Source organism: Kitasatospora sp. NPDC093679 (genome assembly GCF_040683455.1).
In the GTDB taxonomy this organism is placed as follows: Bacteria; Actinomycetota; Actinomycetes; order Streptomycetales; family Streptomycetaceae; genus Kitasatospora; species Kitasatospora arboriphila.
Genome location: NZ_JBFBDW010000008.1, coordinates 51,746 through 74,024 on the forward strand (window position 1 = coordinate 51,746; position 22,279 = coordinate 74,024).

The 22,279-nt window shown below is 74.1% G+C and carries 13 protein-coding genes and 1 tRNA gene; 4 read left to right on the plus strand and 10 right to left on the minus strand.

Annotation, left to right across the window (positions count from 1 at the left end; translation table 11 throughout):
* Positions 1-66 precede the first annotated feature (66 nt).
* From AB0O09_RS09415 to AB0O09_RS09425, 3 genes are read left to right on the plus strand one after another with little or no spacing between them, the layout of a single operon-like run.
* Entirely contained in the window at positions 67-798 is a 732-nt protein-coding gene (locus tag AB0O09_RS09415; protein ID WP_363540946.1) for a hypothetical protein, read from the plus strand.
* Positions 795-4,577, plus strand: a complete 3,783-nt coding sequence (locus AB0O09_RS09420; RefSeq protein ID WP_363540947.1) for a DUF6531 domain-containing protein — start codon at positions 795-797, stop codon at positions 4,575-4,577. The genes AB0O09_RS09415 and AB0O09_RS09420 overlap by 4 nt, the downstream gene beginning before the upstream one ends.
* 20 nt (positions 4,578-4,597) lie before the next feature.
* Entirely contained in the window at positions 4,598-5,113 is a 516-nt protein-coding gene (locus tag AB0O09_RS09425; protein ID WP_363540948.1) for a hypothetical protein, read from the plus strand.
* A gap of 94 nt (positions 5,114-5,207) precedes the next feature.
* On the opposite strand, the gene AB0O09_RS09430 is transcribed toward AB0O09_RS09425, so the two are convergent.
* The 9 genes from AB0O09_RS09430 to AB0O09_RS09470 form a co-directional block, all read right to left on the minus strand.
* Positions 5,208-5,281 (minus strand) — tRNA-Thr (locus AB0O09_RS09430).
* A gap of 99 nt (positions 5,282-5,380) precedes the next feature.
* Entirely contained in the window at positions 5,381-6,046 is a 666-nt protein-coding gene (leuE, locus tag AB0O09_RS09435) for a leucine efflux protein LeuE (protein WP_363540950.1), read from the minus strand.
* A 125-nt stretch (positions 6,047-6,171) separates the two neighbouring features.
* A complete protein-coding gene (locus AB0O09_RS09440; protein WP_363540951.1) occupies positions 6,172-7,767 on the minus strand; it encodes an alpha/beta hydrolase in 1,596 nt (531 codons plus the stop codon).
* A 234-nt stretch (positions 7,768-8,001) separates the two neighbouring features.
* Positions 8,002-9,147, minus strand: coding sequence for a hypothetical protein (locus AB0O09_RS09445; RefSeq protein WP_363540952.1), 1,146 nt, complete (start codon positions 9,145-9,147; stop codon positions 8,002-8,004).
* A 243-nt stretch (positions 9,148-9,390) separates the two neighbouring features.
* Entirely contained in the window at positions 9,391-10,608 is a 1,218-nt protein-coding gene (locus AB0O09_RS09450) for a DNA polymerase III subunit delta' (protein WP_363540953.1), read from the minus strand.
* Positions 10,609-10,671: 63 nt separating this feature from the next.
* A complete protein-coding gene (locus tag AB0O09_RS09455) occupies positions 10,672-11,988 on the minus strand; it encodes an acyltransferase (protein ID WP_363540954.1) in 1,317 nt (438 codons plus the stop codon).
* Between the two features lie 122 nt (positions 11,989-12,110).
* On the minus strand, positions 12,111-15,398 hold the full coding sequence (tmk, locus tag AB0O09_RS09460; protein WP_363540955.1) for a dTMP kinase: 3,288 nt from the start codon (positions 15,396-15,398) through the stop codon (positions 12,111-12,113).
* A 144-nt stretch (positions 15,399-15,542) separates the two neighbouring features.
* Positions 15,543-18,422, minus strand: a complete 2,880-nt coding sequence (gene topA, locus AB0O09_RS09465; RefSeq protein ID WP_363540956.1) for a type I DNA topoisomerase — start codon at positions 18,420-18,422, stop codon at positions 15,543-15,545.
* 453 nt (positions 18,423-18,875) lie between these two features.
* Positions 18,876-19,394 carry a DUF3592 domain-containing protein gene (locus AB0O09_RS09470; protein WP_363540957.1) on the minus strand — a complete coding sequence of 173 codons (519 nt, stop codon included), beginning with the start codon at positions 19,392-19,394 and terminating at the stop codon, positions 18,876-18,878.
* Between the two features lie 486 nt (positions 19,395-19,880).
* Between AB0O09_RS09470 and AB0O09_RS09475 the strand changes: the two genes are divergently transcribed.
* Positions 19,881-20,516 (plus strand): hypothetical protein, encoded by a 636-nt coding sequence (locus AB0O09_RS09475; protein WP_363540958.1) that lies wholly within the window; start codon positions 19,881-19,883, stop codon positions 20,514-20,516.
* Between the two features lie 127 nt (positions 20,517-20,643).
* On the opposite strand, the gene AB0O09_RS09480 is transcribed toward AB0O09_RS09475, so the two are convergent.
* Positions 20,644-22,179 (minus strand): methyltransferase, encoded by a 1,536-nt coding sequence (locus AB0O09_RS09480; RefSeq protein WP_363540959.1) that lies wholly within the window; start codon positions 22,177-22,179, stop codon positions 20,644-20,646.
* Positions 22,180-22,279: the final 100 nt, after the last annotated feature.

A 22,279-nucleotide genomic window follows, 5' to 3' on the forward strand; every position in this document is an offset into this window, starting at 1 on the left:
CGGCATCGGCGCTGTCGTCCTGCTGTGCGATCGTAGGTTCACATGCCGTGACGGGGGAGGAACAGCATGGCGATCGAGTTGCCCGGTGAGGTGGAGTCGTTCCTGGCGTTCATCGGGATCCGCTGGCCGTCGGTGAACGAGGACAAGGTCCGTGAGTTCGCCGACCACGTCCGGGAGTTCACCGACAAGGTGGACGAGGCGCACCGGGAGTCGACGGCGACGGTCCATGCGCTGTCCGAGGCGTACGAGGGTGCATCGTACGAGGCGCTGCTGGCGAAGTGGGCGTCGCTGTCGGACTCGCACATGAACGAGTTGGTGCAGGCCTGCCGGGTGGTGGCGACGGCGCTGGACGTGGCGGCGGACGTGATCGTGGCGATGAAGGTGGAGGCGATCGCCGAACTCGTCGTGCTGGCAGCGACATTGATCGCGGAGCAGGCGGCGGCGGTGGCCACGTTGGGTGCGGCGGAGGCGGCTGCGGCGGCGACGGTGCTGGCGGGGCGCAAGCTGGTGCAGTTCCTGGAGCAGCAGTTGGAGGACTACATCATCGGCCAGGTGATCGAGGCCGCGATCGACCCGCTGGTGGGGGTTGTCGCGGGCGCGGTGTCGGGCCTGGTGTTCCAGACCGCCGAGTCGGCGCTCGGTGTCTCCGGCGGCGGTGGAGGCGGGGGCGGCACCGGCTTCCGGATCAACCCGGACGCGCTGGAGGCGCACGCCCGCACCATGCACCAGCACGCCGAGACCGTGGCCGGCCATGCGCAGGCCTTCCAGTCCAAGCTCGCGGGGGTGAGCTTCGAATGAGCAACCGGATCGTCAAGGCGCTCGAACACGGCGCGCAGAAGCTCGGCAAGACGCTGGCCGACGATGCCGGCAAGGCCGTGCACAAGCTGTACAAGCAGGCCGGCGACAACCTGACCACGGTCGCCAAGAACGTCCGCGAGGTCGAGGCGAAGCACGCCAAGGACCTGGAGAAGATCCTCGCCGGGCACGAGGGCAAGGGTGTCCCGCACCCGCGCTCCGGCGGCGGGGGTCGGGGCGGACGCGGTGACACCCACGGCGGCGAGGGGCGCCGCCAGGTGGCGGATCCGCGGCAGGCGGGCCGGCGAGAGGACGCGGTGTGCGGCGGCGGCGAGCCCGTCGACATGGCCACCGGGCGGATGTTCATCGACCAGGACGACGCCTCCCTGCCCGGTTCGCTGCCGCTGGTGTTCACCCGCAACTACGAGTCCGGCTACCTCGCCGGTCGCTGGATGGGCCCGCGCTGGGTCTGCACCTTCGACGAACGACTGGAGATCGACGACGAGGGCGTCGTCCACCTCTGCCCGGACCGCACCACCCAGGCCTACCCCCATCCCGAGCCCGGCGACCCGGTCCAGGCCTCCGCGGGCGGCGCCCGCCGCGATCTCGACATCGACCCGGACAGCGGCACCTACACCCTCACCGACCGCTCCGCCGGCCTGACCCGCACCTTCACCACCCTGCCCGGCGCGCAGATCGCCCTGCTCACCCGGGTCCGAGACCGCCACGGCCGCCACTACGACCTCGCCTACGACGCCGATGGCGTACCCGTCTCCATCACCCACTCCGGCGGCTACCAACTGCTGGTCACCGTCGACGCCGGCCGCATCACCGCCCTGCGACTGGCCGGTGGCGGCGAGGACGGCCACGACGCCCTGCTGCTGCGCTACGGCTACACCGACGGCCACCTCGCGTCCGTCTACAACTCCTCCGGCAAGCCGATGCGCTTCGCCAACGACGCGAGCGGCCGCATCCTGTCCTGGACCGACCGCAACAACTCCCAGTACGTCTACACCTACGACGCGCACGACCGGGTCGTCGACGAGGGCGGCACCGACGGCGCGCTGCGCTTCCGCTTCAGCTACGGCGAGGCGGACCCCGCCACCGGTCTCAAGGTCCACACCGAGACCAACGCACTCGGCCACACCACCGCCTACGAGGTCAACGAACACTCCCAGATCACCGCGATCACCGACCCCCTCGGCCACACCACCCGCTACGAACGCGACGAGCACGACCGGCTCCTGTCGGAGACCGACCCCCTCGGCCGCACCACCCGCTACGACTACGACGGCGCCGGCGACCTCATCTGCATCACCCGCCCCGACGGCGAACGGTCCACCGCCGCCTACCACGGCGAACTCAGCCTCCCGGCGACCGTCACCGAACCCGGCAGCGCCACCTGGCAGCAGACCTACGACCACAACGGTCTGCGCACCTCGCTCACCGACCCGCTCGGTGCCACGACCCTCTTCTCGTACGACGAGAACGGCCACCTCACCGCCGTCACCGATGCCCTCGGCCATACCACCAGCGTCCGTTGCAACCTCGCAGGTCTCCCCGTCGAGGTCACTGACCCCATCGGGGCCACCACCCGCTACGAGCGGGACGCCTTCGGCCGTATCACCACCATCACCGACCCACTCGGCAACACCATCCGCACCACCTGGACCGTCGAGGGCCACCCGGCTTCGCGCACCACCTCCGACGGCGCCACCGAGACCTGGACCTACGACGGTGAGGGGAACTGCCTCACCCACACCGACCAGCTCGGGCAGACCACCGCCTACGAGTACACCCACTTCGAAACGCTCGCCGCCCGCACCACCCCCGACGGCGCCCGCCTCGCGTTCACGCACGACGCCAACATGCAGCTCGTCGCCGTCACCAACGCACTCGGCCAGCAGTGGAGCTACACCTACGACCCGGCCGGCCGCCTGATCGGCGAACGCGACTTCCACGGCCGGACGCTGACGTACGACATCGACGCCGCAGGCCGCCCCACCGGCACCACGAATCCGCTCGGCCAGCGCATCCAGTACACCTACGACCTGCTCGACCGCCTCATTGCCAAGGACGCCGCAGGCCGCACCACCACCTACACCTACGACAGCGCCGGCAACCTCTGCCGCGCGACCAACCCGGACGCCGCCGTCACCCGCACCCACGACGCGTGCGGCAACCTCCTCACCGAAACGGTCGACGGAAGCACCACCACCTACGCCTACGACGTCCTCGGCCGCCGCACTCACCGCGCCACTCCGACGGGCCGCACGACGACGCGGACCTACGACCCCGCCGGCAGACCCGTCTCCATGGCCACACCTGGTGGCAGCATCGATTTCGCGTACGACGCAGCGGGCCGCGAACAACAGCGCACCATCGCGGGCCATCTCACCCTCACCAACACCTGGGACGCCCGGCACCGCCTCACCGGACACACTCTGCGCACCCCCCGGTCCGTTCTCCGGCAGCGCAGCTACGCATACCGGCCCGACAACAGCCTCACCGCCGTCCATGACGACCTCTCCGGGGCACGAACCTTCGAACACGACGCGGCTGGCCGTGTCACCGCCGTTCATTCCGCCGCGTGGACCGAGACCTACGCCTACGACCCGGCGGGCAACCTCACCGGCGCCGACTGGCCCGCCACCGGCGCAGGTACGGCCGCCCACGGCAGCCGTACCTACATCGGCACCCAACTCATCGGCGCCGGCCGAGTCCGTTACGAGCACGACGGGGCCGGCCGCACCACGCTCCGCCAGGTCACCCGCCTTTCCAGGAAGCCGGACACCTGGCACTACACCTGGGACGCCGAGGACCGCCTCACCGACGTCACCACCCCCGACGGCACCCGCTGGCGGTACCTGTACGACCCGTTCGGCCGCCGCACCGCCAAGCAGAAGTTCGCGGCGGACGGCACCACCGTCGAGGAGCAGACCGACTTCGCCTGGGACGGGGCCGCCCTCGCCGAGCAGACCACCCACGCCCCCTACCTCCCCGGCCCCCACACCCTCAGCTGGGACCACGAGGGCCTGCACCCGCTGGCCCAGACCGAGACCATCACCACATCCGGTCAGGACGACGTCGACCGGCGTTTCTTCGCCATCGTCACCGACCTGGTCGGCACCCCGACCGAACTGGTCGACCCCGAGACCGACACCATCGCCTGGCGCACGACCCGGACCCTGTGGGGACATACCACCTGGCCCGGCGACAGCACCACCTACACCCCGCTCCGCTTCCCTGGCCAGTACTACGACCCCGAAACGCGTCTCCACTACAACCTCAACCGTTACTACGACCCCGAAACAGCCCGCTACACCAGTCCCGACCCTCTCGGCCTGCTCCCCTCCCCCAATCCCGACGCCTACGTCGTCGACCCCCACACCTGGGCCGACCCGCTGGGCCTGTCACCGCACCGCAAGCCGGAGCAGGACAAGGAGATCAACTGGTCTCCCAAGAGCGTCAAGACCTTCGGGCACTCGTTCAGCGACCACGGTCAGAAGAAGACCGTCCAGCAGATGGCCGACCGCGCCCGGAACAAGGGGAAGCCGCAGGGCAAGTGGCTCGACGACGCGAAGGCTGCGGAAGTGATGCGGGCCAATTACCGCCCAGGTCTGACGCGGGCCAACGAGGCGTACATCATCGACATCCCCGAGGGCCTCGGCATCGAGGTCTCGGCGGACGGTACGTTCGTTCCCGTGCTCCGCGCGATCGTGGTCCCGAACCCGGCCGGGCTCATCAAGAGCGGCTATCCGACGAGCAAAAGCTCCCCGTAACCAGTCAGGAAGACGATACCGTGGCGATCCACTTCTCCTTCACCGCACCGACCGTCGACCGGCTCCCCGACGAATACCTGGACGAGAGGGAGCCGATCGAGGATCCGGACGACTACGTCTACCTGGTCATGCGCGGCTGCGCGGACCTGGCCGAGACGGATGCTTCCTTCCACATCGGCGGTTTCGGGAGGGACGACTGGGCCTTCGACATGTCCTACGACGCGTCGGCCTTCCTGGAGAGCCTCCGGGAACTGCTGCGCGCCGTACGAGAGCGCTCGGCCTTCGAGATCGACCTCTACCCGGAGGGGGTCGAGCGTTCCCTGGTGTTCCGGTTCGAGGACGAGACGGTTCTGGTGGACTGCATCTCCCGAACCGACTGGGTCCCCTCTCCGCCCACCGAGGCCTGCCCCCACCGCGAGTTCCTCGCCATGTGCACCGCGCTGGCGCAGGACTTCGCGTTCTCGCTCCACGCCGTCGGATCGGACGTGGCTGACCTGGCGCCGTTCCGCGACTGGCGCCAGGGCGTCTTCGGCTGACCACCCGGCAGTCGTCCCGCCACCGGCCTTGGGGCGCCGTACCCGACAACGATGAAAGCCCAGATCACTCGGGAGTGACCTGGGCTTTCTTCCGAGCCGCCTGCGGGATTCGAACCCGCGACCTACGCATTACGAGTGCGTTGCTCTGGCCAACTGAGCTAAGGCGGCGCCGTTGCCGGGGCTCCCCGACGGGTCGAGGATCGCATCGGCAACGCGGGCCAGTCTACACAGTTTCCGGAGGTGGTCCGCACCGCGGCCGGCTCGGGGTCAGGCGGAGGAGACCGCGAGCTTGGCGGCGAAGCCGGCGAAGAGCAGGGCGACGCCGCTGGTGAGCCCGGCGGAGAGGCGCTTGCGGCGGCGGAAGGCGGTCGCGAGCGTGGTCCCGGCGAAGATCAGCAGGGAGAGGTAGAGGACGCTGAAGGTCTGCAGGATGCCGCCGAGCAGGCCGAAGGAGAGCGCCGGCATGCCGTAGGACGGGTCCACGAACTGGGTGAAGAAGGAGAGCAGGAAGAGGATGGCCTTCGGGTTGAGCAGGCTGATCACCAGCGCCCGGCGGAAGGGGTTCTCGGTGCTCTCCGGCAGCGCCTCGGCGGCCGGGGCGGCGTCGATCGCCTCGGCCGCGGCCCGCCGCTCGCGCCAGAGTTCCCGGGCGGCCCGGATCATGCCGACGCCGATCCAGAGCAGGTAGGCGGCGCCGCCGAACTTCACCACGGCGAAGACCGCCGGGTTGGCCTCCAGCAGCGAGGAGGCGCCGAGCGCGGTGAGGCTGATGAGGGTGAAGTCGCCGAGGAAGACGCCCGCGGCGGCCCGGTAGCCGGTGCGGACGCCCCTGCGGGCGGCGACGGACAGGACGTACAGCGAGTTCGGGCCGGGCAGCAGGACGATGACCAGGGCGCCGAGGACGTACGTCGCCAGGTCGTTGACTCCGAGCACGGGGGCTCCTGTCGGTGCGGCGGGACACGTGGGGCGCCTCATGCTAACCGCCAGCACCGTCAGCCCGGTACGGGTCTTACCTGGTGGACAAGGCGCACGCCCCCGGCGCCACGCGGCCCGGGGCGCTACTTGGCGCAGCGGGTACCCTCCGCCGGCGCCTCGCCGCCCAGCAGGTAGCGGTTGACCGCGCCGTCCACGCAGGTGTTGCGCCGCCCGTAGGCGGTGTGGCCGTCGCCGTCGTAGGTGAGCAGCCGGCCGGTCTCCAACTGGCCGGCCAGGGACTGCGCCCAGGCGTACGGGGTGGCCGGGTCGCGGGTGGTGCCGACGACCACGATCGGGGCGGCCCCGACGGCGCGGACGGTGTGCGGCAGCCCGGTCGGCCGGTCCGGCCAGTAGGTGCAGGAGAGGGCCATCCAGGCCATGTCGCGGCCGAAGTGCGGGGAGGCCGCGGCGAAGTCCGCCTCGGCGGCCCGGGCCTCCTCCGGGCCGGTGAACGGTGCGGGCAGGTCGAGGCAGTTGACGGCCATGTTGGCGGCCATCAGGTTGGGGTAGCTGCCGTCCTCGCCGCGCTCGTAGTACTCGTCGGACAGCGCGAGCAGCGCGGTGCCGTCGCCGGCCACCGCGTCGGTGAGCGCGGTGCGCAGCTGCGGCCAGAGGAACTCGGCGTACATCGCCTGGATGACGCCGGTGGTGGCCTGGGCCTCGGTGAGCTTGCGGCCGGATCCGGTCGGCAGCGGCTTGGCGTCGATCTGCTGGAAGAGGGCGGTGAGCCGGTCGCCGATCTCCTTCTCGGTGCGACCGAGCGGACAGTCCTCGCGCTTGGCGCAGTCCTTGGCGAAGGCGGCCCAGGCGGTCTCGAAGCCGCCGGCCTGGGTGCGGTTGCCGGCCCTGGCGTCCAGGGACGGGTCCATCGCGCCGTCGAGCACCATCCGGCCGACCCGGCCGGGGAAGAGGCCCGCGTAGGTCGCACCGAGGTAGGTGCCGTAGCTCTTGCCGAGGTAGTGCAGCTTGTCGTCGCCGACCAGGGCCCGCAGGACGTCCATGTCGCGGGCGGCCTCGACGGTGGAGACGTGGCCGAGGACGTCGCCGGACTTCGCCTTGCAGGCCTCGGCGAACTCCTTGTCGGCGGCGATCAGGGCGTCGGTCTCGGCCTGGTCGTCGGGGGTGATGTCGACGGCGGTGTAGGCGTCCATCCGCTCGCCGGAGAGGCAGCTGACCGGGGCGGAGCGGCCGACGCCGCGCGGGTCGAGGCCGACGAGGTCGTAGGCGGCGCGGACCTTCGGGTCGTAGCCGCGGGCGACGGCCTCCAGGTAGTCGACGGCGGAGCCGCCGGGGCCGCCGGGGTTGAGCAGCAGCGAGCCGAGCCGCTGGGCGCCGCCGGAGGCGCCCTTGCGCACGGCGGCGAGGGTGATGTCCCCGCCGGCCGGCCGATCGTAGTCGAGCGGGACCTTGAACCGCGCGCACTCGAACTCGCCGTCGCAGCTCTTCCAGTCGAGCTTCTGCGCGTAGTAGGGGGCGAGCGCGGGCGGGGTCTGCTCGGGCAGCGGCTGCAGCGGGGCGGCCTTCGCGGCGGTCCCGGAGGCACCCGCGGAGGCGCCGGGCGTGCCGGTGTCGCCGGGGGTCGGCGAGCCGGAGGAGGAGCAGCCGGCCAGCAGCAGGGCCGAGGCGGCTGCGGCGGCCAGGACGGCGGTCGCGGGGCGGTTCCGCCGGGTGGCTCGCATGGTGTGGGTCTCCCTCGGGCGCGGCACGGCGCGGAACGGCGGTGCTGTGCGCGGGCCGGTCGCGGGCTCGGCGGGGCGGTCGCCTGGCCGCCCCCAGCGTATCGGGCCCCGCCCGGGCCGCCCCGGTGCCGACACCCTGCGGCGGGTCCGGGCCCGCCGGGCGTGCCGGTGTCGCCGGGAGTCGGCGGGCGGGCTCAGCGAGCCCGGACGGTCGTCGGTACGGGTGCGGCGGGCTCAGCGGGCCCGGTCGAGGCTGTCGGCGAGGTACTGCACGGCGACCCGCACCAGCCGCAGGCGCTCCCGCTCGTGCGTGTAGTCCTGCACGATGTCGGAGACCTTGACGTCGGCGCGGGCGGCCGGGCCCCTGCCGCCGTGCAGCGCGGTCTGCAGCGCGCGGGCGGCGCCGACGCCCGCGGTGTCGGCCTTGGCCGCGGCCAGCAGCAGACGGCCTGCGGAGTCCGCGGGCGCGTCGGCGGCGGCCGAGGCGAGTGCGGAGGCGTCGTACCGTCCGGAGACCGCGGCGGCGGCCCCGTACAGGTCCGGGCGGGTCAGCCCGGCGGCCGCCGCGCAGGGGGCTCCGGACTCGACGCCGAGCACGCCCCAGCTGTCCGGTCCGGTGGACAGGGTGCGGAAGGCGGTGGTCACCGCGGTGCGCAGCGCGACGTCGTCGGCGACGGCCTGCGGGGCGGCGGCGACCAGCTCGCAGGGGTGTTCGGTGCCGCTGGGGGCCTCGGGGGCGACCACCAGGAAGGGCCGGGAGCGGCCGAGCTTCACCGCGGAGGCGATGCCGTCGAAGAGGTCCGGCAGTTCGGCGTCGGCGGTCTTCCGGGCGGTGCCTGAGGGCAGGACGATCACCGGGAAGCGGGCCTGCGGGTCGGTGCGGTACTGCGCGGGCAGCCAGACCCTGACGGCGCGGGGCCGGCCGTCGGGGCCGGGGACGGCGGCCTCCATCAGCTCGCCCTCGGCCGGGTGCCCGATCGGGGTGAAGGCGGTGGCGGCGGGCGGCGCCGGTCGGGCGGTGGCGGAGGACTGCTCGGCGGCCGGCCGCGGTGTCGCGGGGGCGGCACCATCGGCGGCCGGCGCGGCCTGGGCCGGGGCGGGCCGGGACGCCGCCGAGGCCCCGAGGTGCTGCGACCGCCCCCAGGCGCCGGGTGCCCGGCCGGGCAGTACGGCGACGGCCAGCACGGCGGCGCCGACGAGGCAGAGCACGGCCGCGGCGGCGCGCAGCAGCAGCGGGCGCTGCTCGGCGGCGAGCCCGTACGTGCGGGCGGAGCGGAGGTCGCGCCAGCCGGTGAGGGTGGAGCGGCCGAGCCGGAGTCCGGCCGCGGCGGCTGCGGCGGCCGCCAGCAGCGGTACGACGACGAGGAGCGGACGGGGCATGGGCGTACCACCTCCGGGCGAGCACGGTCGCCGGACCACGGCTTTCGGACCGACCGTCCACAGGGTGCACAACGGGCCGAGCGGCTCGGCGGGGGCCGGGCGGGCGCCGGGCGACGTTCACTCGAACGAGCGAGGTGACATGCCGTCACCCGGAAGCCCTCCGGGGCGCACGTCGCGGCAGGAGGCGCCCCGCCGCAGCGGACGCCGGGTCGGTCCGGCGCCCCGGCGGCCGGTCGGGGTGGTTCAGCCGGCCCGGAGGGCGAGCGTCATCGCCTCGACGGCGAGCAGCGGGTCGACGTTGCGGTCCAGCGCCTCGCGGCAGGCCAGGACGGCCTCGATCCGGCGGAGGGTCGACTCGGCGGGGCCGGCGGCGGCGATCCGGTCGAGGGTCTGCCGGTGGTCCTCGTTGGCGAGCGAGCCGGCGGAGCCGAACTGCAGGGCGAGGACGTCCCGGTAGAAGCCGAGCAGGTCGAGCAGGGCGGTGTTGAGCGTCTCGCGGCGGGTGCGGGTGGCCCGGCTCTTCTGCCGCTTCTCCAGCTCCTTGACCGCACCGGCCATGCCGCGCGGCGCCCGGCTGCCCTCGGCGGCGCCGTACGCGGCCTTCAGGTCGTCGGTCTCCTTGGCGTCCTGGGCCTCGGCCAGGGCCTCGGCGTCGGCCTTGGCGGTGTCGACCAGCCGCTGGGCGGCGGCGAGGCAGCCGCCGACGTCGGCGACCTCCAGCGGGATGCGCAGCACCTCGGCCCGGCGGGCGCGCGCCTGCTCGTCGACGGCGAGGCGGCGGGAGCGTTCGATGTCGCCCTGCCCGGCGAGGGCGGCGGCGTGCGCGGGGCCCGGGTCGACGCCGTCCCTGCGGACCAGCATGTCGGCGACGGCCCCGGCCGACGGCGTGCGCAGCACCAGCAGCCGGCAGCGGGAGCGGATGGTGGGCAGCACGTCCTGGACGGAGGGGGCGCACAGCAGCCAGACGGTGCGCGGCGAGGGCTCCTCCACGCCCTTGAGCAGGGCGTTGGCGGCGGCCTCGGTGAGCCGGTGGGCGGCGTCGACGAGGATCACCGACCAGCGGCCGCCGGTCGGGTAGCTCGCGGCGCGCAGGACCAGGTCGCGCATGTCGCCGACGCCGATGGAGAGCCCGTCGGTGCGCACGTACTTCACATCGGCGTGGCTGCCGGAGAGCACGGTGTGGCAGCCCTCGCAGAAGCCGCAGCCGGGCGTGCCGCCGAGTTCGAGGTCGGGGCTGGTGCACTGGAGCGCGGCGGCGAAGGCGCGGGCGGCGGTGGTCTGGCCGGCGCCGGGCGGTCCGGTGAACAGCCAGGCGTGGGTCATCAGCGAGGCGTTGGTGCCGGGCTCGGCCGGCGCGCCCGCGGTGCGTCCGGCGGCGACGGTGGCCCGTGCCGCACGGGCGGCCGCGGACAGCTGCTCGACCACACGGTCCTGGCCGACCAGGTCGTCCCACACGCTCACGCCGTACTCCCTGCCGTACCCGCCGTCCGCCCCGGCCGCCTGCCCGCCGGGTCCGCCACGAGCCTAACGCCCGTCGCCGACACCGCGGGCGGCCGTCGGCACGCGGGCCCCGGCCGGCTCCGACTCCCGCTCCTCCCCCGGCACGCAGGCCGGTTCCTCGGCCGCGGGGTGCCGGGCCGACGTGCCGTCGGTGGACGGGCCCTGGATCGCCGGGCCGTGCATCGAGGGGCCCTGACCGGACGGGCGCGGAACGGGCAGCGGCACCCCGCGCACCTTGGCGAAGGAGGCCGCCAGGCGGGGCTTGAGCCAGCGGGCGGCGGGCCGCTCGACGAAGCGGTGCACCAGCCAGGAGGCGACGGTCATCACCACCAGCAGCGTGCCGACCAGCAGCCAGGGGTCGACCCGGTTCCCGAGGGTGTCGATCACCTCCCAGCCGATGTACTCGTGCAGCAGGTACAGCGGGTAGGTGACCGCCCCGGCGGTGGCCAGCCAGCGCCACTGCACGCCGCGGAACCGGTCCAGGGCGACGCCGGCCATCAGCAGGTAGAAGACGGCGAGCACCGCCACCACACCCCACTCGGGCACCGGGTAGCCGGCCTGGGCGGCGACGAAGCGGTAGGTGGGCAGCACCGCCCGGCAACCCGCCAGGAAGGTGAAGCCGACCAGCAGCCAGAGCAGCAGGTCGGGGCCGAACCGCCGGATCAGGTAGAAGGCCAGGCCGCCGATGAAGAACCAGCAGTACTCGGGCATCGCCAGCACCTGGAGCAGCTGCTCGCCGGGCGCCGCCATCGCGAGCACCCCGGCCGCGCACCAGAGCAGGCAGAAGGCGAGGACCCGGCGGTAGGTGAGGCCGAGCGCCACCACCACCGCGAAGATCAGGTAGAACCGGCCCTCGACCCACAGGCTCCAGTACACGCCGTCGACGTAGGGCGCCCCGAACGGGTACTCCATCATCGTCAGGTTGGTCAGCACGTCCCGGGTCGCCCGCGGGCGGCTGCCGCCCGGGACGGCGGCGAGCACCGCCGTGGTGAGCAGCACCGCGAACCAGTACGCGGGGAACAGCCGCACCACCCGCGAGCTCAGGAAGTCGGCGAGCGAGCGGCCCCAGCAGCTCAGGCAGATCACGAAGCCGCTGATCAGGAAGAACAGCTGCACGCCCATCCAGCCGTAGGCCGCGGGCCGGTAGAGCACCGGGAAGAGCTCGGCGCGCGGGCGGCCCCAGTCGGACCCGAACGCGACGTAGTGGTAGACGACGACCAGCAGGACGGCCAGGAAGCGCAGTCCGTCCAGTGCCAGCAGCCGGCCGCCGGGTCTGCGCGCCGCTTCCGGGGCGGCGGCCTCGGCGGCGCGGGTGGACGGGGCGGCTGCGGCGGCGGTCACGGGTACGGGCTTCCTCGGCTGGCTGCGGATGCGGAAAACGGGCACCGCAGTCTTTCAGACCGCGGTGCCCGTCCGTTGCGTCCGCTACCCGCTGGCGGCCTCCGCCGGCCGCCCGCGCGGGCTCAGTCCCGGCGGCGCTTGCGGCCCCAGCCGCGTCGCTCCTGGCCCTCCTGGCCCTCCTCGCCGTCCTCCTCGGACTCCCAGCGGGCCCACTCGTCGCGCGAGCCCAGCAGGCTGTCGGTGAGACTCGGGAGGTCGTCCATCGGCGTCTCCTCGGCCCAGGACGGGCGCGGTCGGTCGACCGGGGTGAGCTCGCGGGTGGTCTCGGCGGGCGGCTCCTCGCGCCACAGCCCCGGCGGGACCCGGTCGGCCGCGTCCGGGTCGGCCTGCGGCAGCACGGCCGTCTCGTCCGTGAGCGGTGCCTTGCGGAAGTCGGCGCGCTCCGCCTTCGGGAGCACGGCGGTCTCGTCGGCCTTCGGCAGCACCGCGGTCTCGTCTCCGACCGGCGGCTTCCGGAAGTCGGCGCGCCCGGCCTTCGGGAGCACGGCGGTCTCGTCGGCCGCGGGGACGGTCGGCAGGACGGCCGTCCGGTCGGCGGGGCCGGCCTGCTCCGCGGCCCGCACGGCCTTTCGGCGCTCGACCTCGGGGATCTCCCGGGTGGTCTCGGCGTCCCCGGCATCCGTGCCGTCGCCGTCCCGGTCCGCCGCGACCTGCGGCAGTTCCGCGGTCGCGGCGGCCGACGCGGCGGCGGCCTCCGCCTCGCGGCGCTCCTGCTCGGCGGCCTCGGCCTGCAGCCGGGCCTCCTCGGCGCGCTGCAGGGCCTCCTCGGCGCGGCGGCGCTGCTCGGCGCGCTGCACGTCGAGCTGGCGCTGGATCTCGGCCTGGGCGGCGGCCTCCGCCTCCCGGCGCTCGCGCTCGGCGGCCTCGGCCTTGAGCCGGGCCTCCTCGGCGGCGCGGCGGCGGGCCTCCTCCTCGGCGCGTTCCTTGGCCTGCTCCTCGGCCCGCAGGCGGGCTTCCTCGGCGGCCTTGCGGGCCTCCTCGGCGGCGATCCGCTCGGCCTCCAACTTGGCGAGGCGCTCCTTCTCGGCCTGCTCGGCGCGCAGTTCCTCCAGCAGGGCCTGCCGCTTGCGCTCGGCCTCCTCGGCCTCGGCCTTGAGCCGGGCCTCCTCGGCGGCGCGGCGCTCGGCGGCCTCCCGGGCGAGGCGCTCCTGCTCGACGCGGGCGGCCTTCTCCTGCTCGGAGAGCGGCAGCTCGCGGTCGAGCCGGTGGCGGATCGCGGTGGTCACCTGGGCGGGCTGCTGGGCCGCGTCGACGACCAGGTAGCGGGACGGGTCGGCGGCGGCGAGGGCCAGGAAGCCGGCCCGGACCCGGGCGTGGAACTCGGTCGGCTCGGACTCCAGGCGGTCCAGCGCCTCGGTGAACCGCTCCCGGGCGGCGGTCGGGTCGACGTCCAGCACCACGGTGAGGTCCGGGAGGAGGCCGCCGGTGGCCCAGCGGGAGATCCGGGCGATCTCGGTCGCGGCGAGGTCGCGGCCGGCGCCCTGGTAGGCGATGGAGGAGTCCATGTACCGGTCGGTGATCACCACCGCGCCGCGGGCGAGGGCGGGCCGGATGACGCTCTCGACGTGCTCGGCGCGGTCGGCGGCGTAGATCAGTGCCTCGGCGCGGTGCGAGAGGCCGGTGTTGCCGACGTCCAGGACGAGGCCGCGCAGCCGCTGTCCGACCGGGCTGCCGCCGGGCTCGCGGGTGAGCACCACCTCGTGGCCCTTGGCGCGGATCCATTCGGCGAGGGCCTGGGCCTGGGTGGACTTGCCGGCGCCGTCGCCGCCCTCCAGGGCGATGAAGAAGCCGGTGCCGGCGGTGCGGTGCGGGGCCGGCTCGGCGGCGCCGCGGACGGCCCGGAACAGTTCCTTGCTGAACGGCGCGACCCCGCGGCGGTCGTCGGTGCGCAGCAGCACGACCGCGGCCAGCGCCAGGGTGAGCAGGCCGGCGGTGGAGACGGCGAGCGCGGCGCCGTCGTGGATGAAGGTGAAGCTGCCCGGCTCGACCCGGCCGAGGGTGACCTCGCCGTAGGCGGCGGCGATCAGCGGGACGGCGATCAGCGCGCTACCGACCACGGCCCGCAGCACCGCGTAGAGGTGCTCGGTGACCTTGGGCAGCCGCACCTCCTCGACCTCCTGCGCGAGCAGGGTGCGGCCGACCGACACGGTCAGCCCGGCGGCGACGCCGGCCAGCACGGTGAGCAGCAGGACGAGGACGAAGTCCAGCACCAGGCCGGCCAGGATCAGCGCGACGCCCTCGACGAGCAGGGCGAGCGTGAGCAGCCGGCGGCGGGAGAACGAGGGCAGGGTGGCCCGGGTGAGCCGGACGCCGGCGGCCGGGGCGAGGCCCGCGGCGAGGACGACCAGGCCGTAGCCGACCGGGCCGGCCCGGTGCTCCAGCGCGGTCAGCAGGCCCAGCGAGGCGACGCCCGCCATCGAGGCGTAGGCCGCGGCGACGGCGAAGGTGAAGTACGGGGCGGAACCGGTGCGGCCCTTGCTCAGCGCCTTGCCGGGGGTGGCGTCGACGGGCGCGCGCAGGCCCTGCAGCGGGGAGTGCGGGGCGGCGGCGGGGCCGGCGGGCAGCTCCTGCAGGAAGACCAGCACGGCGGAGGCGGCGAAGATCAGGGCGCCGCCCACCGCGGCGGAGGTCATCTGGTGGTCCCGCAGCCAGTCCGGGCCGAGTGCGGCGAGGACGTTGTTGAGCAGGGTGAGGGCGACCAGGGCGGTCGCGCCGAGCGGCACGGTGGCCCAGCCCGTCCGGTCGTCCACGGTGCGGACGGCGTCCAGGGAGGCGGCGGAGGGCTTGCGCCGGTCGGCCGCGGCGTACGGGTCGGCGGCCGGCAGCAGGCCGGGGACGGCGGCGGCCTTGGCGACCGCCCAGATCCGCTCGGCGGCGCCGGCGGCGAAGACGGTGCCGAGCAGCACCCAGGTGGCGGCGCCCGGCGTCCAGACCGACCACCAGGCGGCGACGCCGACGAGGACGGCGCGCAGCACGTCCGCACCGACCAGGACCCAGCGGCGGTCCAGCTTCTCGCCGAACAGCGCGTGGACCGGGCCGAGCAGGGCGGCGCCGAACAGCACGGTGGCGAGCATCCGCGCGGTGAACACGGCGGCCACGGCGAGGGCCAGCGACCGGTAGCCGTCGCCGAACTGCCCGCCGGCCACGGCGGCGACCACCGTCAGCGGGACGAGGACGAGCAGCGACAGGCGGTCCGCGGTGCCGCTGACCAACTGGGCCGTCCACAGCCTGCGGTAGGGGCGGAGCCGGAGCAGCGCCCGGGCCCGTTCACCTGGTGTCCCGGCCGGCGTGACCTCCGGACGGTCGGGCGGGGCGGTGCTGGGACCGGTGGTCTGCTCCTCACTCGTCATACCGTCAGCGTAGCGGTCGGGCGCTAGGGCCCATGGGGCGGACGGGGTTCCGGAAGCCGGTCATGACACGGTTGTGACGCACCGCGGACCCGCACCCACAAGGGTGCGGGTCCGCGTGGCGCAGGTCGCGTGGTGCGGGCCGGCTCAGTCCTCGTCGGGCGCGGCCGCGGACCCCTTCGCCGCCGCGGCCCCGGTGGCCGTCGCCTTGGTGGCGGTCTTCTTGGCGGTGGTCTTCTTGGCCGCCGTGGTCTTGGCGGCCGTCTTCTTCACGGCGGTCTTCTTCGCCGCCGTCTTCTTCGCCGCGGCCTTCTTCGCGGGTGCCTTCTTGGCCGTCTTCTTCACCGGCCCGCGGGCACGCTTCTCGGCGAGCAGCTCGTAGCCGCGCTCCGGGGTGATCGTCTCGACGTCGTCGTCCTTGCGGAGCGTCGCGTTGGTCTCGCCGTCGGTGACGTACGGCCCGAAGCGGCCGTCCTTGACGACCACCGGGCGCTCGCTGACCGGGTCGGTGCCGAGCTCCTTGAGCGGGGCGGCGGCGGCCGCGCGCCCGCGCTGCTTGGGCTGGGCGTAGACGGCCAGCGCCTCGTCCAGGGTGATGGTGAGCAGCTGGTCCTCGCTGGTCAGCGACCGGGAGTCGGTGCCGCGCTTGAGGTACGGGCCGTACCGGCCGTTCTGCGCGGTGATCTCGTTGCCCTCGGGGTCGGTGCCGACCACGCGGGGCAGCGAGAGCAGGCGCAGCGCGTCCTCGAGGGTCACGGTGTCCAGGGACATCGTCTTGAAGAGCGAGGCGGTGCGCGGCTTGACCGCGTTCTTGCCGGTCTTCGGGGTGCCCTCGGGCAGCACCTCGGTGACGTACGGGCCGTAGCGGCCGTCCTTGGCGACCAGCGGGTTGCCGCTCCCGGGGTCGGTGCCGAGCGCGCGCTCGCCGCTGGGCCTGGCCAGCAGCTCCTCGGCGAGCTCGACGGTGAGCTCGTCCGGCGGCAGGTCGTCGGGGATGTCGGCGCGCTGTCCCTGCTCGCCCTCGACGGCGGAGGCCTTCTCGACGTACGGGCCGTAGCGGCCGACCCGCAGGGTGATCTCCTCGCTCAGCGGGAAGGAACTGATCTCCCGGGCATCGATCGCGCCGAGGTCGGTGACGAGCTCCTTCAGGCCGCCGAGGTGGTCGCCGTCGCCGTTGCCGGCCTCGGCGGCGCTGCCCGCGGCGGTGCCGGCGCCCTCGCCCTCGCCGAAGTAGAAGCGCTTCAGCCACGGCACGGACTCGGCCTGGCCGGCCGCGATCCGGTCGAGGTCGTCCTCCATCTTGGCGGTGAAGTCGTAGTCGACGAGCCGGCCGAAGTGCTTCTCCAGCAGGTTCACCACGGCGAAGGAGAGGAAGGACGGGACGAGCGCCGTGCCCTTCTTGAAGACGTACTTGCGGTTGATGATCGTGTCGATGATCGAGGCGTAGGTGGAGGGGCGGCCGATCTCGCGGTCCTCCAGCTCCTTGACCAGCGAGGCCTCGGTGTAGCGCGCCGGGGGCTTGGTCGCGTGGCCCTCCGGGTTGAGCCGGTCGGCGGCCAGCGGGTCGCCCTCGGTGACGCGGGGCAGCCGGCGCTCGCGGTCGTCGAGCTCGGCGTTGGGGTCGTCGGCGCCCTCGACGTAGGCCTTGAGGAAGCCGTGGAAGGTGATGATCTTGCCGGAGGCGGAGAACTCGGCGTCCCGGCCGTCGGCGGAGCGGCCGCCGACCCGGACGGTGACGGACTGGCCGACGGCGTCCTTCATCTGCGAGGCGACGGTGCGCATCCAGATCAGCTCGTACAGCCGGAAGTCGTCGCCCGACAGGCCGGTCTCGGCCGGCGTGCGGAAGCGGTCGCCGGAGGGGCGGATCGCCTCGTGCGCCTCCTGCGCGTTCTTGACCTTGCTGGCGTAGACGCGCGGCGCGTCCGGCAGGTAGTCGGCGCCGTAGAGCTGGGTGACCTGGGCGCGGGCGGCGGCGACCGCCGTCTCCGACAGCGTGGTGGAGTCGGTGCGCATGTAGGTGATGAAGCCGTTCTCGTACAGCTTCTGCGCGACCTGCATCGTCCGCTTGGCACCGAAGCCCAGCTTGCGGCTGGCCTCCTGCTGGAGGGTGGTGGTGCGGAACGGCGCGTACGGCGATCGGCGGTAGGGCTTGGACTCGACGCTGCGGACGGCGAACGCGGTCTGCTCCAGCGCGGCGGCCAGCGTCCGGGCGGCCTGCTCGTCGAGGTGCAGGGTGTTCGCGGCCGCGGCGGCGTCGCGCAGCCGGCCGTCGGAACCGAAGTCGCGGCCGGTGGCGATCCGGCGGCCGTCGACGGAGACCAGCCGGGCGCCGAAGTTCTCCGGGTTCGCGGCGTCGCTCGCGGTGCGGCCGGTGGAGAAGGTGCCGACCAGGTCCCAGTACGAGGCGGAGCGGAAGGCCATCCGCTCGCGCTCGCGCTCGACCACGAGCCGGGTGGCGACGGACTGCACGCGGCCCGCCGACAGCTTCGGCATGACCTTCTTCCACAGCACCGGCGAGACCTCGTAGCCGTAGAGGCGGTCGAGGATGCGGCGGGTCTCCTGGGCGTCGACCAGGCGCTGGTTGAGGTCGCGCGGGTTGCGGACGGCCTCCTGGATGGCGTCCTTGGTGATCTCGTGGAAGACCATGCGGTGCACCGGCACCTTGGGCTTCAGCACCTGCTGCAGGTGCCAGGCGATCGCCTCGCCCTCGCGGTCCTCATCGGTGGCGAGGAAGAGCTCGTCGGACTCCGCGAGCAGCGACTTGAGCTTGGTCACCTGCGACTTCTTGTCGGCGTTGACCACGTAGATCGGGGCGAAGTCGTGGTCGACGTCGACACCGAGCCGGCGGACCTCGCCGGTGTAGCGGTCCGGCACCTCGGCGGCTGTGCCGGGCAGGTCCCGGATGTGCCCGACGCTGGCCTCGACGATGTAGCCGGGGCCGAGGTAGCCCTTGATCGTCTTGGCCTTGGCCGGCGACTCGACAATGACGAGTCGCTTGCCGTGCGCGGTCTCGCTGCTCGGGGACACCTTCGCTCTTCTCTCCCGGTCGTTATCTGTGCTGGCGGCGCGGGCGGCGGGGGAGGCGCTCAGCCCGTCCTTCCGCCGTCCGGGGCTGTCGCTGTGCGACGACCCCACCAGCGGAGTGTGACCGTACCCTGGCCACCCTTGTCAAACGGACGGTTCCCGCTTTTTCACCGGCAAGGCCGACCGACGCCACTCGAACGGTAACCCGACGACGAGGCCGCGCGCCCCACGGAGGGGGTTGCCGGCCGACGAGGAGGCCGGATCCGGACGTATCCCGGCCGACGGCGACGGGCCCGGGCCGGCCGTGGACGAAGGGACCGCACGCACCTCGCGGGTTCTCCCGGGCGGGGGCCCTCCTCGGGTTCGGCCCGCCGGGAGCGGGTCCGCGCCGGCCCCGGGTTCACGCCGACGGCGGGATCGGGCCGGTGGCCGGGTCCGCGTCGGCGGCAGCCGTTCTCAGCGGGCCAGGAGCGAGGCGAACAGGCTGAGGCCGCCGGCCAGGGCGCCGGTGCCGAGCAGCGCCCAGAAGACGTCGGTGGCCAGCGTCGGCAGCAGGTCGGTGCCGGCCAGCACGACCCGGCTCGGCCGCCGGGCGTCGTACATGACCTGCACCAGGGCGCCGGGCACCAGTCTGGCCGGACGCCGCAGCGGGGTCGTCCCGCGGGGGCGCGCCAGCACGGTCTCGGCTGCCCGGACGGCACGGGCCCGCCCGGCCTCGGCCGCACCGCGCACCGACACGACCTCCACCTCCGGCAGCGCGGTGTAGGAGAGCAGCGGCGCGCTGTCGAGCTCGCCGAAGGTGTCGCCGTAGGGCTCGCCGTACGGATCCCCGTCGGCGACCACGCGGGCGGTCGCGGGTATCCCGTGACGGCGCAGATGGTGGCGAAGGCGCAACTCGGCGGCGCACCACAGCAGCAGTGCGCTGCCGAAGAAGGTCAGAACCGCTCCTGCCGCGACCGCCGTCGGCGTCTCCACCGTCCCGCCCTCCCTGGCTTCGGTCCATCGGCCCGGCGCGCCGTCCCGAGCGCGCTCGTCCACAACCTGTGGACGGAGCCTGGCATCCCGCGGACAACCCCGGACTGACGTTCGACGTACGACGGGGAACATCCCGGGGGCGGAGAGGTGAACGACGGTCTGTGGACAATGCTTCGACGGCGTGGCGGCGGCCGCGGGCCCGGCGGGACGGGCCGGCGAGGCGGGACGGGCCGGCGAGGCCGAGGGGGCTCGGGTGAGGGGACGCGCCCGAGTGGCCGGAGGGACCGTTGTGCCGGCTGCGTCCCGCCGACGGCCCGCGGAACGTCACGGGGAGGCCGCCCGCGTAACGGCTCGGCCCGGGCTGTCACAGCCCCGCTACGGCAGACCCCGCACCGCGCTCGCAGGGGGTACACCAGTAGCGGCACCACAGCAGGACCACATCGCCTCGGCCGGAGCCCGCCGGTCGAACTCGGGGGGAGAACCGCCATGTCCGCACGCCGTCTGATCGCAACCGCCGCCCTGCTGGGCGCCGCCACGCTCGCCCTCACCGCCTGCGACCCGAACGGCACCGGCGCGGACACCGCCGCCCCGGGCGCCGGCACCACGGCCTCCGCCGCTCCGTCGTCCTCCGCGACGTCCGCGCCGACCGGGAGCGCCACCCCGACCACCAAGCCGAGCACCAGGCCGAGCGGCAAGCCCTCCACCGGCCGCACCACCACCGCCAAGCCCTCCGGCTCCGGCAAGCCCGCAGCCGACTGCACGGCCGCCGCCCAGCGTCCGGGCCACAAGGTCATCAACGTCACGGCCGCCACCGCCACCAAGGTCACCGCGACGCCGACCCGCTTCGTCTGCGGACCCGACATCGACGACGACGGCTACTACGAGCCCACCGGCGCGGCCGGCGCCTACACCTTCGCCCCGGGAGCCACCGCGGAACTGTTCGCGATGAGCAGCACGATGTCGCCCAAGGCCGTCCCGCTGGCCGAGTTCGCCACCCACGCCGAGGACTGCGCCCACAACCGCGAGGTCCCCCAGCCGTACTCCTGCTACGGCGGCAACTACGACATCACGGTCGACTCCGCCGGCCGGATCACCAAGATCAGCGAGCTGTTCCACCCGTGACGGCGCCCTGAACGCCGACGGGCCACCGCCGGACAGGACGACGGGGCGGGACGGGCTGGACGACGGGGGCGGGGCGGTCGACACCGGGTCGGCCGCCCCACCCCCGTCGGCTGTCATCCGTCGGCCGTCAGGGCGCCACCGGCGCGACGAAACCCTGCTCCGTGAGCAGTCGCAGCGACTCCGGGACCCGGTCCCGCAGCATCACGCGCTCCTCCCCCAGCAGGTGGGCGATGGCGTCGACGATGTCGCCCGCAGCGAGGCTGCCGTCGCAGGCGCCCACGAAACCGGCTCCGACCGTGTCCACCTTGGTCGCCCGCCGCATGCCGCGGTTGTGACGCAGGATCACGTGCTCCGGGTCCTCCGCGCCGGGCGCGCCGACCTGCTCCTGCACCACCTCCTCGGCGAGCACGTAACGGGCCGCGAGCAGCGCAGCGTCGTCGTGGGCACGGAGGAAGTCCTGACGGGCGAACCACTCCTCGATGTGCGGGCCGAGCGGCTGCTCGACCGGGTGCGGCCACTCCTCGATCCGGACGGTCGGCTCGGCCGCACCGCTCGCCCGCAGGGTGATCCAGCCGAAGCCGACGCCCTCGACGCCCGCCGCCTCGAAGGCGTCCAGCCACTCCCCGTACCGCGCCCGGTAGTCGGCGCCCCGGCCGAGGTGGTCGCCGCCGTCGCGCAGCCACAGCTCGGCGTACTCGGCGATGTCCTGCACCTGGCGCTGCACCACCCAGGCGTCCAGACCGGTACCGGCCACCCAGCCGGCCAGCCGTTCGTGCCAGTCCTCGCCCTTGACGTGCTGCCAGTTGGCCAGCAGTTGGCAGTACCCGCCGGGCTCCAGGTGCGCGGCGGCGCCGCGGACGATGCTCCGGCACAGGTCGTCACCGGCCATGCCGCCGTCCCGGTAGACGAAGCGACTGCCGGGCGAGATCACGAACGGCGGGTTGGAGACGATCAGGTCGAACCTCTCGTCCGCGACCGGCTCGAAGAGGCTGCCCTCGGCGGTCCGGGCGTTCTCGAAACCGGAGAGCGCCAGGGTGAGCCGGGCGAACCACAGGGCGCGCGGGTTGAGGTCGGTGGCGGTGACGTGCTGGGCGTGCCGCGCCGCGTGCAGGGCCTGCACCCCGGAGCCCGTCCCGAGGTCCAGGACGGACCGGACGGGGCGCCGCACCGCCAGGTTGGCCAAGGTGGTGGAGGCGCCGCCCACACCGAGCACCAGGTCCCGACGGGCCACGCCGCCGGAGCTCTCCCCGGCGCCGATGCCGCCGGCGCCGCCCACCGCGCACCCGAGGTCGGAGACGACCCAGGCGTCGGCACTCGGCAGCCCGGCCACCTCGTTGGCGTACGGGCGCACGTCGACGGTCGCCCGCACCTGGTCGCCGTCTTCGGTCAGCCAGCCGTCGGCCAGGCAGTCCTCCACGGAGAGTGCGGCCGCGGCGGCCGCGCGCGGCACGGGCTGCTGCAGCAGGAACAACCGCACCAGCGTCTCCAGCGGGCTGCCGCCCCGGGTCGCCCGCAGGGCGGGCACCGTCTCGCTGCGGGCGAGGGCGGCGTAGGCGGTGGGGCCGAGCAGGTCGAGGCAGCCGTCGGCCGTGTACTGGGCGGCGAGCAGCGCCTCACGGAGCCTGGCGAGGCGGACGGGATCGGGCGTAGGGCTGTTGGTCACCACGCCATTGTCGCGCGACCGCGGCCGGTGACGGGTGCGACCGCGGCGGGTGCGCGCGGCGCACGCACCCCGATCCGGCCGGTCCTGTTTGATCCTGCTT